The 11,498-nt window shown below is 40.5% G+C and carries 4 protein-coding genes and 3 pseudogenes; 5 read left to right on the top strand and 2 right to left on the bottom strand.

Annotated features, from left to right (window positions below; genetic code table 11):
• From DS742_RS29090 to DS742_RS30095, 4 genes and pseudogenes are all read left to right on the top strand, one after another.
• On the top strand, nucleotides 1-366 hold a 366-nt coding region (locus DS742_RS29090; protein ID WP_170313600.1), incomplete at its 5' end, for a hypothetical protein.
• A gap of 538 nt (nucleotides 367-904) precedes the next feature.
• Nucleotides 905-1,960, top strand: coding sequence for a hypothetical protein (locus DS742_RS26435; protein ID WP_117419901.1), 1,056 nt, complete (start codon nucleotides 905-907; stop codon nucleotides 1,958-1,960).
• A 16-nt stretch (nucleotides 1,961-1,976) separates the two neighbouring features.
• Nucleotides 1,977-7,310, top strand: a complete 5,334-nt coding sequence (locus DS742_RS26430; protein ID WP_117419900.1) for an RHS repeat domain-containing protein — start codon at nucleotides 1,977-1,979, stop codon at nucleotides 7,308-7,310.
• Between the two features lie 602 nt (nucleotides 7,311-7,912).
• A pseudogene (locus tag DS742_RS30095) lies at nucleotides 7,913-8,149 on the top strand (helix-turn-helix domain-containing protein); the annotation flags it as partial.
• Nucleotides 8,150-8,212: 63 nt separating this feature from the next.
• Here DS742_RS30095 and DS742_RS26420 read toward each other — a convergent pair.
• Together DS742_RS26420 and DS742_RS29680 are read right to left on the bottom strand one after the other, a co-directional pair.
• Nucleotides 8,213-8,569 (bottom strand): annotated as a pseudogene (locus DS742_RS26420) (transposase); the annotation flags it as partial.
• Nucleotides 8,570-8,682: 113 nt separating this feature from the next.
• A pseudogene (locus DS742_RS29680) lies at nucleotides 8,683-8,885 on the bottom strand (helix-turn-helix transcriptional regulator).
• A 459-nt stretch (nucleotides 8,886-9,344) separates the two neighbouring features.
• On the opposite strand from DS742_RS29680, the gene DS742_RS26410 reads away from it, so the two are divergent.
• Entirely contained in the window at nucleotides 9,345-11,441 is a 2,097-nt protein-coding gene (locus tag DS742_RS26410) for a sialate O-acetylesterase (protein ID WP_367575513.1), read from the top strand.
• The last annotated feature ends 57 nt before the right edge of the window (nucleotides 11,442-11,498 follow it).

Here is an 11,498-nt window from a genome sequence, read left to right as displayed (position 1 = left end):
ATTATTGATGAGAAGATAACTAATTTAAATAGCAATTTAGCACAGAAAGCGGATAAAAGTAGTTTGGGAATTAAAATCACTTTGCCAGATACTGGTGTATTTCACATTAACAGGCAAACGATAATGGAATATCCTGATTATTATGCCGTTGCAATAACAATTGTCCCTACGACGACTCCCGTTACTGATACCCCAATGCTAATTTTTCCAAAACAATTAGCGACCTGCGTACTTCCAATTACTACTGGATATGCAAATGGAATTACGTATGCAAGCAACAATAATCAGATGTTTTATAGATTACTTTCCGGAACAATAAATAATACAACGGAAATTATAATTAATGGTATTATCCCAAAAGCGTAAATGATCATTTATTGTTAAATCCATCTATCATTGGCTGGAGGATCAATTATTACCCCTACACCGCTTGGACTTCCATCTTTGGGGTAATATCTAAACATAAGTTCATTATTTTTGGAGTAAGTACCAATACACCAAACACCATTATCTGTAGGAATATTTATAAAAGGATTGAAAGTATCTCCGGTGTACATTGCTTCGCACTTTATAAGTGATCTATCCTTCCCACTCCAAAAAGCCCCACTATTTAATTTAGGATTTTGGGGCACATATTTACTTAAATTGCTATTTATTTAATCAAATAGATTTGCTGATACTCCCTCTTCCCCTCAACATAAAAGGAGGAGTATCAGCATAAAATGGTTTTTTAGTTAAGTTTACCATTGGCAGCAAAGATATATGAGTAACTACATGGTTTTGAAACAGTCACAAACACGACGGGGTGCAGGTGAGGATTACCATATGAAAAATTCTAAATAAAATCAATTATGAAACAAAAATTAAAATTACCAACAATATTGAAAGGAGGAAGCTATTATTTATGAACCGACCGGAATGTTTACATATACCCACCCTCTATGAGGGAGAACAAGCACAGATCAGTTGGGGAGCGGTGGAAGCAGATACAGATTATATTGTAGAGCGAGTATTTAATGAATCTTTTTTACAAGCCCTGTCCGGATGCACCTGGGACAATTTTGACAGTACCTATGAACCATGGAGCAGGCATGATCAGGCTGATCTAAACTGGCATCAAATTGAAACCATAACAGGTAAAGGTCAGAACTGGGAGCGCCTGGAATATGAACAACTAAGCTGGTTACAGCTTGAGAACCATTCATATACCTGGCAGCAGTTAGAAAGCCTGGAAATCAGTTTTGAAATATTTAATGGTCCTGGTGCCAGACGGTCCGGCATTGAGCAGGGCTGTACATGGCTGGAATTGGACGAGCTTAATAAAGATTGGACTGGACTGGAAAATTCCGGACATACTTGGGAGGAATGGGAGAAGAGAACGTTGCCTGGTATCTCTTGGGAGAGCATTGACTCCAGATGGCTGACATTTAACGAATGGGAAGAAAAAGGATTAATCTTCCATGAATTGGATACACAGAAACAGATAGAAGAACACCGGGGAATGACAGATTCCATTCCAATTGGGGTGTCCAACGCAACGTACCGGATCAAAGCATATGACATTAAAAATGATGATTCTGGTTATTTAGAAACAGCACAATTGCCAGTTATCCCTATATTTTACCGTAGTAGCACTATGGAATATCCAGTTAAGGCTGGTAAACGTTATGCAGTGCTGCTGAAAGCCCAGGAGGTCAGCGGGCTGGAGAAAATCCGCATGAACCTCCGGTATAATCCATACTTACTGGAATTAACCAGCCTCGCAGCCGGTAGTATAAAAAGAATAACAGAACCAGGAAATTATCCGGAAGAAAATTTAAAAATATATTCCTGTGTTCCAGGAAAATTATGGTTTCAGTCAACTAGACAGCTAAGTAAGAATGAATGCTTTAGTGGTTCCATTGCACTGGTTGAATTTGTCGCTAAGAGAACGGGAAGTGCAGCAGTATCATTACATTAAGATAAGAAGGGAATAGATGGACGATAAAAAAATTATAGAGAATTATATAGAGAAATATGAACGGGATGCGCCCGAAACCAATACGGGTGAGGTTGTATCAGGCGAAGAAGAAAGGGAAGAAAAAAGCCTGAAAACACAGTTGAGTCGGGCGGTGCTGTCATCAGAGGAGGACGGTTTTTCCAATATTAAACAGTATCCGGAATCCCCATTTACCTACTTTGAATCAAATCAGGTTAATGTTCAGTTAAGCACCGGCAATGTCCAATATGTGACAACAGATTTTGTTCTGCCCGGTAGGGATGGTTTTGATGTAACCATTGCCAGACGCTATGATTCCGGGTGTGCAAATTTAGTGGATATGGCTCCATATGTTATAAATTCAATGTTATTAACAGGTTCTATAGATAACAGTTTTTATACAAGGACTTATGGACTGGGACACGGATGGTCATTTGTTTTACCATCCATTGAGACTGTGCAGAATCTTAGGTGGGCTTGGCGGCCATATTTAATAGGAACTCGCAGCTATGATTATATTCTACATCTTGAAGACGGAAGAAATTTACAAATAAGCCGATATTCAGACAAGTTTGTGGATTATAGCTTAAATGATGTGGGAATTATCACCAGATCGGGTACGATTCGGCACCCCTATGCAGGGGATATCACAAAACGTTATAATATTATAATTGAATACAAGAATGGAAATAAGGATTATTTTCAAAGCTCATATGAAGATGATGGTGATCGGGATATAGCGTATCCTATTGATTTCACACTGGTGGCCCGTCAGGATAAGTTTGGTAATACTATTTTATACGATCTATGGAAATCCGGTGGGATGATGATTGTGGATACATGGGGACGTACAATTAGTCTAGAGAAGACCGATTACGGACTTGTCTGGAAATTACCAGAAAGTACGGCTGGGAAAGTATGCGAAATTTCCTATAATATTGATAGGCGCAGTACTCATAAACTCACCGCAGTCACAGATCCTGTAGGCTGTATGACCCAGTATAATTACTATAACCCGGAAGATTACAATGGTTCTATGAAATGTGCTTCCCCAGATGTGGCAGGAAACAACACCAAAACGCAAGCACGTAAATATTTGCTGCTAAAGAACGTTACATATCCCAATTATTCCTCTACACAGTTTACATATGATAGGAATATCAGCATTGAAAATAATGCTGGTGGACATATTACCCATTTTGCCTTGACGATGAAAAGGGACATTGTTGACGGAGTCGAATACAATAGGGGAGAATACAGGTATACACTTGAACCGGAATCCGCCAGCAATGGCGAATATATCAAATATGCAGAAGTAACAAATCACCAGGACATTCTGGAAAAACATCAGTTTAATAAAGAAGGTCAGCTATTAATTAAGGAGGTCCGGCACCAAAATTCTCTTATTTCAAAAGGTGTTTATAAATATAGCAATGAACTAATGGTGTCAGCCGTTGAAACGAAATTTGACAGGAACAATGAATCAAACTATCTGGAAAAGAAAAGATCCTGGAGATATTCCTCAGATCAAAAGGCAAATGTCATTCAGTATAATGAAGAATATCCGGCTGATCCTTCCTGTAATCAGGAAATTCATACAAGCTATGGTGACTATAGCATCATTCTTGAAACAGAGAGAAAAAAAGGTTCCGATCAGATTAGAGAAACAAATGAGCTTTATACAGAATTGGGTAATAGAGTAATTAAGTTTCACCGTATATACTATAATGGAATCTTAAAAGAAAAGACCGGATATGATTATAGGGATGGAGCGAATCCATACCGTGTGACTAACGAAAGAAGGTATTTCCTGGCAGATGGTGGGAACCTGGAGCAGTCAGGTGAGTACGCGGAAACAATTTATAAATATAGCTCCCTTTCCTGTACTGCCAGCAGATACACACATAACATTATATCAAAAGAACAGACCGAAATCCTTGATGCTGACGGCAAGCTCTGCGAACCAATCAGGGAAGAATACCAATATGATAATTGGGGACGGCTCATCTCCAAAAAGGATTCCAGAAATCAGGTAACTACCTACCGCTATGACGAGATCGGACGCATTATAACAGAGACGCTGCCTTCGGCAGATGGTCAGCAGGCAGTAAATGAAACCTATTATAATGACCGTTTAAACTTTATCACAACAACAGATGCAAACCACCAGAAAAAACGAATTCTATACACACCCTTTGGGCAGATTAAGCAGGTCTGCCTGGCTGTATCCAATGAACCAGCCGTTGGTGATGTTGTGCTCCAGGATTTCCGGTATAATTCATGGGGAGAGCTGATAGAAGCAGTTACATATGATGGGAACGGCTGGTCTGCGGAACATATAAGAAAGACCGAGCGTTATACTTACGATTCTTTTGGTCGGGTACTGTCTCGTGGGATTCCCCAAGTATGCTATCAGGAGAAGTATGAATATTATGAGATATTTACCGATCCTGCGGATGGCAGGAAATACGATCGGGAGCTGAAAAATATAATAGGAGACGCCTACACTCCCGATATTGTGACGGAATGTTATAAAGACCAAAAAGGCCAGGTCCGGAAGGAGATTTTAGCGGGAGAAAGGGTCTTTACCTACGAATTTGACAATGCAGGTAACAAGATACGAAAATTTGATGCTGCTAACAAAGAGGAACGCTGGGAGTATGATTATGCTGGCCGTGTCGTAAAATCCATACGCACGGATTCTGGACAGGAGCGAATAACCAGCATTCAATATGATGGGTTAGGCAAGAAACGGTTCCAATGGGATGAAGCGGGAAAGAAAACCGAATTCCAATACGACAAGGCAGGACGTCTGGTTAAAATCACGGCACCATTTGATAACCGCAGCCAGATTATGAAATATTACTATGATGGATGCGGTAATATCATAGGGGAAAAGAAGGCTCAAAAAGATAGCTGGCAGGAGATTCAGTATGTTTATGATGCCAGGAACCGATTAACCGATACTTATCAGTACTTAAGCCCGGGAAACTGGACTAAGACCACCTGCCGTTATGATGAGATGAATCAGGTCATTCTAAGGAGGACTGGGGATACTCCTTCCGGCCTAGGGAGGGAGGTGGTAACATATACCTATGACCGTTTTGGAAATGTCACAACAATGACGGATGCCCGCAGTTTTACAGAATACTATGAGTATGATAAAGCCGGAAGGCTCCAGAAGAAAACGGACAGGAACAAAGACCAGACCATCTATCAGCATGATGCCATGGAACGTGTTATAAAAGAAACCGTACAAAAGAAAACTCCTGACGGACTGTCAATCAGCCAACGGGAATATGCCTATGGCAAAAATGGAAAGCGAATTCGGGAATCCATTTGGGAAAACGTAGAAGGAAAACAAACCAGTCTCCAGGAGACAACGTACCGCTATAACAATAAGAACCAGCTTACCCACCAGGAGGATCCGGGAAATGTGGTGAAGGATTATACTTATGATATATATGGAAATCGTCAGTCCTTTAAACTGACCTGCCAGGGAAAAGATAATCCGGATGTCAGTTTGTATTATCTGTATGATGACTTATACCATTTAAAGCAGGTAAGAAAAGACAGTGCTGCCGGGGTGGTACTGGCGGAATACGAATATGATGGAAAAGGCAACCGTAAAACTTCGCGTTATCCCCAATCCGGTATGGAAACAAGCTATCAGTATAATGATGGCAATCGAGTAACAGCATTGGAGAATAAACGGCAGGGAACTGTGATTTCTGCATGGCAATACAGCTATGATGTAGATGGAAATATTTTAACCAAGATTAACAAAGCCGGTTCTGCTCCAGTTACAATTTCCTATTGTTATGACCGGCTGGGCCGTCTGACAGAAGAAGACTATTCCGGCTGGAAGCGGACGCTTTATACCTATGACGCCTATTCTAACCGCATAAAAATAATGGTGGAAGGAAGAACTAAGGATGAGTTGGTCAGTGTTACTAGCTATGAGTATGGTTTGAACAACTGGTTGGAAAAGGAGACAAAGAAGCAGGGGAAAACAACTGAAACTTATCGGTACCGCTATGATGATAATGGGAATGAAACCTTTCGGATTTGGGAGAAAACAGCGCCTACTCCGGACTATCCGGGAAATGTCAAGCTATCAGGGACCTGTCAAAAGGAGGATCCGACCGTTTATGAGTGGAGGCATTATGATGGATTCAACCAATTAATTCGAATCAATCAGGATGACAAAGAGATTACATATCAGTATCGTGGGGATGGCCTGCGCCACAGCACCCAGGTAAGGAAACTGACTGAAAGTCAGGGGAAAACGAAATTGTATTGCTGGGATGGAAGCAATATTGTGGCAGAACAGACTGACGACGGAAAGATTAAAACCTATTTAAGGGGAATCAATTTAATAGCCAGAGAAACAGATCGTGTGTTATACTACTATATATTTAATGAACATGGGGATGTGACCCAGCTTTGGGGGCAAAACGGAACGTGTAAAGCTTCGTATGAGTATGATGCTTTTGGAATTGAGAGAAACCCAGATAAAGAGGACGAGAATCCGTTCCGGTATTGTGGGGAATACTATGATTTAGAGACGAAAACCTACTACTTGCGGGCGAGAAATTATGACCCTGCAACTTCACGCATGTTAACTGAGGATAGTTATAGGGGAGACATTAGAGATCCGTTAAGTTTGAATTTGTACACTTATTGCAACAACAATCCTGTTTACTATTATGATCCAGATGGTCATGCTCCGTGTACAATTAAATATAGTGATAATTTATATGGTTTTTATCCCGACAGTGTAATTGAAAACGTATTAGATGCTACTGCCAGCGGAATTATACCTTTTGTTGGTGGAGGTGTTGTAGAAAAAATTCATAATGCATTTAAATTCGAGACTATTACAAAGGATGACCTCTATGGCAATGTAAAAGATAAACTTTCACTTGCTTCAACCATTTTAGCCCAGGCTGAAAAACTAGGTGATATTAGTAAATTACCAGAAAACCTTAAGGGCTTAGGGGCATCAATTGGCAAAAAAGCATCTGTTATCTCTAATGCTATTACCTTAATTGATGTAGTGAAACAGTTTGTTGATAAGGAAGATTGCACAATGAATAACTTGGTTTATAGTCTTGTCGGGAATTATTTGATCGCGAGTAATAGAGTAGCTGTAATTGCTAAATATACATATGCTATGGGTAAAATCAAGGAATTGGTAGATAGTGGTAAAGTGTCGTATACAGCTGATTGGAATGGAAAGATTACTAGCTCCCCTCACAAAAAAGAAGATATTGATAGTATAGTTGAAGACTTAAATGTAATAGAGGCAGCAATTAATACCACTTATTAAAACGTGTTATTACGGCTGTAAACAGCACAATCCTATCTGATTTAAAACTGCAGCCGCCTTGGGAATAATCTCTTGGCGGCTATTTACATATAATTCTTTAAGAATCCAACTGAAATCATTCATGGAAAGTACACATATTTAAGAGTAGGTGGTGAACTACGACAAGAGCTGTAAGCCCACTATTGTCTATTTTTAGGATTCATAACTGTTACTAAGCTTGTGAGGATTTTTGAGCCGTTCTTCGATTAGTGCTTTTTTACTAAGGTCATATATGATAGTACTAATAAGGAAAGGATGATGCCCAATGCTCAAAACAAAGAACCAAGGCCACGTCTTACATTCAAGCTATCAGGTACCTAATTTACGATAGAAACGGCGTGGTCAAAATGTATGAATTAAACGACTATGTAGACTTACTTATAGCTGTATATAAAGCTGTCAAAAAATTTAGTAAGATATTATTATGATAAGAAAATGCATACAGGAAGATTTGAAGAAGTCTATAAGCAGTCTCTCATAACCAGCAAAGAGCTTAAGGTTACTATAGGTCGATTTTAATGATTTAATCCTATATTTAACGAAAAATCGCCACTGGCATTGATATGATACCCGAACGATATCTGAATGGCGAAATTAGTCAGAGGACTGCCGCTCAGATATGTAAGGTACATAGGCGTAGTGTGCAAGATTGGATTCGAATTTATCAGATGGAAGGTCCAACAGGATTATTAGAGCTTCCTCAAAATAGACATTATTCAAAAGAACTAAAGCTTAAAGCGGTCAATGATTATCTTTCAGAAGAAGGCTCACTTGATGACCTATGCGTAAAGTATGGGATTAGAAATCATTTTCAGCTTATTCAATGGGTAAGGGTGTATAATGCTGGTAAGGAGTTAAAAGAACTTACCGGAGCTATCAGAAATGTCTTTCTGTCTCTTTTTCACCACCTGTGGTTCAAAACTGGATTTGCGGTCTTGGGGGACATTGATCTTCATGCTTCCAAAACTACTGTTAACTTGTTTTGTTTTATAGCCATTACGAGAATCTTCATTATCCGATCGTTGGGATTTGTTATAACCAAGATGGTCCTCCATCGCTGTTTCCATTATTTCTTTGATTGTGCCGCCAAGAAGATCTTTAAGAGCCTCCTGAATATCCAGGGCAGACTCAATGTCATACTCTTCAAGAAGCTGCCGGATAATGTTACGTTTCCCATCTGTCATTTGTACTTTGTGTACAGGTTTCTTTTCTCTCGCCATAATAAAGGGCCTCCTATGATTTTTTATTTTATCATAGAAGACCCTATTTTACAGAGAAACTTTCACATACTCTAATACAACGATAAGTCTGAAAATAAATGGTTTCTTTTCTTTCATTTTGTTTCCTTCTCATAAATAAATACTTCTTCAATACTCATTTCAAAGTATAGAGCGATTTTGAAAGCTAATAGTATTGATGGATTGTAACGACCGTTTTCTAAAGAACCTGTTCTCTGTCGGGATACTTCTAAAAGGCAGCTAATTCTTCTAGCCTAATACCTTTTTGTTTTCTTAATTCTTCTAACTGTTTTCTCATTAAATCCTCCATTCTGATGTAAAGTTTGCTTTCCATAACTTACTTATACTCGTTTAAGCAAAATGTCAAATATGCTTTCCGTTTTTTGGTAGATATTAGCGTTCTTACAATGTTTTTATGACATAGTATATAGATCATGAGGTGAATAGTAGTGAAAAATGGCGCGCTGTGTCGCATTTCTTACATGTAATATAAATATTGGTAAATATGAGTTAACATCATGATGTAGAGCAAAAAAAAGCCGTGCATCTCCCTCTTCGGGATATCGGCGGTTTAAAGATAAGTTTATTTATATTACACAATAAGGTAGTGAAAGGGGGGATATGAAAACTTAAAGATAAGCAATACGAGTGCAGTATACTTACTAAAAAGGAAGGAGGTTAAAATGGAGACGTAACAATGAACTAAATCTAAAGGTAGGTTTTCTGTTAAATAACAAAAAAGAAAGGAGAAATAAAAATGGAATCAAAAACCTTAATGAAAGAAATAAGCAGGAAATTGAGACGAACATTTTCCATACTCGCTGTACTTCTTGTTGTACTTTTCGCAATACCTGTATGTTCAGTTGCGGCGGAAACGCTCCCAACCTCTCCACCGTCAGGCTATGACCAATATAAGAACAACATACCACACGGTCAGATCAGCTATATTACTTATCAGTCCACGGCGACAAACAGCCAGCGGAGGGCAAGAATTTACCTGCCTCCAGGATATTCAACGAACAACAAATACAGCGTCATGTATTTATTGCATGGCATTGGCGGGAATGAAGACGAGTGGTACAACAGCGGCGCACCGAATGTCATCCTTGACAATCTCATTACTGCCGGTAAAATTCAACCCTTTATCCTTGTATTACCAAACGGAAATGCGACGGGAACGGGAGTAAGGGATGGCTGGGAGAATTTCACGAAAGATTTGATCAATTCTCTTGTACCCTATATCGAATCACACTATTCCGTTTATACTGATGCCCAACACCGGGCGATTGCCGGCCTTTCACAGGGTGGCGCCCAATCGCTGAATATCGGGTTGCCGAACGTAGATAAGTTCCCCTATATCGGTGGTTTTTCCTCCTCGCCCATCACCAAACAGGTTAACCAGCTGTTTCCTGACGGCGGGACTAAGGTTAAGGCGAATTCAAAACTGCTGTTTCTCTCATGCGGAACCGCAGATGGACTTATATCCAATAACAATAGGGTAAGAGATTATTGCAAGTCCAATAATATTCGATACACTGAATGGCTTCTCCCAGGTAACGGCCATGATTGGAGCGTGTGGAAGCCAAGTCTGTGGAATTTTGCCCAGATGGCGTGCGCGGCAGGATTTACGGATCAGACCACGCCAACACCAACCCCTGACCCCATATCGGCCTTTACACAGATTGAAGCGGAAAGTTTCAAAAACCAGCAGGGAGTCCAAACCGAAACCTGTAACGAAGGTGGGGAGAATGTCGGGTATATCGAGAATGGCGATTATGTTAGTTACAGCAATATCGATTTTGGCAACGGTGCGGGAGGCTTTCAGGCCAGAGTAGCCAGCGCCACCAGTGGTGGTAATATTGAGATCAGGCTGGATAGTATTACCGGCACTTTAATCGGGACTTGTCCGGTTGCAGGAACCGGTGGCTGGCAGACTTGGACCGATGTAAAGTGCAATGTCAGCGGGGCAAGCGGAAAACATGACGTTTATCTGAAATTTACAGGCGGAAGCGGATACCTGTTTAATCTCAACTGGTTTAAATTTACGGCGCCATACAGCATGGAAAGCCTGGGGGTTGTAAACGGACAGGGTTTCACCCTTACGCCTGAACAGACACCCGAACCGACAGCAACTCTAACATCAAAAGCTGGCAAATTCCACTGTTTTCTGTTATTAGGTCAATCCAATATGGCAGGTTATGCTTTGGCGCAAGCTTCTGATAAAGTGGAAGATCCCCGCGTGCTGGTATTGGGGTACGATAATAATGCTGCTCTCGGACGGGTAACTAATAAGTGGGATGTGGCATGTCCACCTCTTCATGCTTCCTGGCTTAATGCTATCGGCCCTGGAGACTGGTTTGGCAAGACCATGATACAGAAAGTCCCGGCGGGTGATACGATTGGACTGATACCCTGCGCGATCAGTGGTGAAAAGATCGAGACATTTATGAAGTCGGGAGGCACCAAATATAATTGGATCATCAACCGTGCAAGAATTGCACAGCAAAATGGAGGCGTCATTGAAGGCATCATTTTCCACCAGGGCGAATCCAACAGCGGCGACCCCAGTTGGCCCGGCAAGGTTAAAACACTGGTGGAAGACCTTAGAAAAGATTTAAACCTGGGGAATGTTCCTTTCCTCCCAGGCGAACTGCTTTACAGCGGTCCTTGTGCAGGTCACAATAAGTTGGTAAACCAACTGCCTTCCCTGATTCCGAATTGCTATGTAGTCTCTGCAAGTGGTCTGGTAGTGGATCCTGGCGATACACAATACCGTCTCCATTTTAGTCATGATTCATCAGTTACCCTGGGCAAGCGATATGCTGAAAAAATGATTCAGGCCCTTGGCTGGTGAGTTGGCATGTAAAACCTATGATTTTACCATCTTTAAAAAGTACTTGTTGGGCACAAT

This window comes from Lacrimispora amygdalina (assembly GCF_003432035.1).
In the GTDB taxonomy this organism is placed as follows: Bacteria; Bacillota; Clostridia; order Lachnospirales; family Lachnospiraceae; genus Lacrimispora; species Lacrimispora amygdalina.
This window is presented reverse-complemented; position numbering and strand designations above follow the sequence as displayed.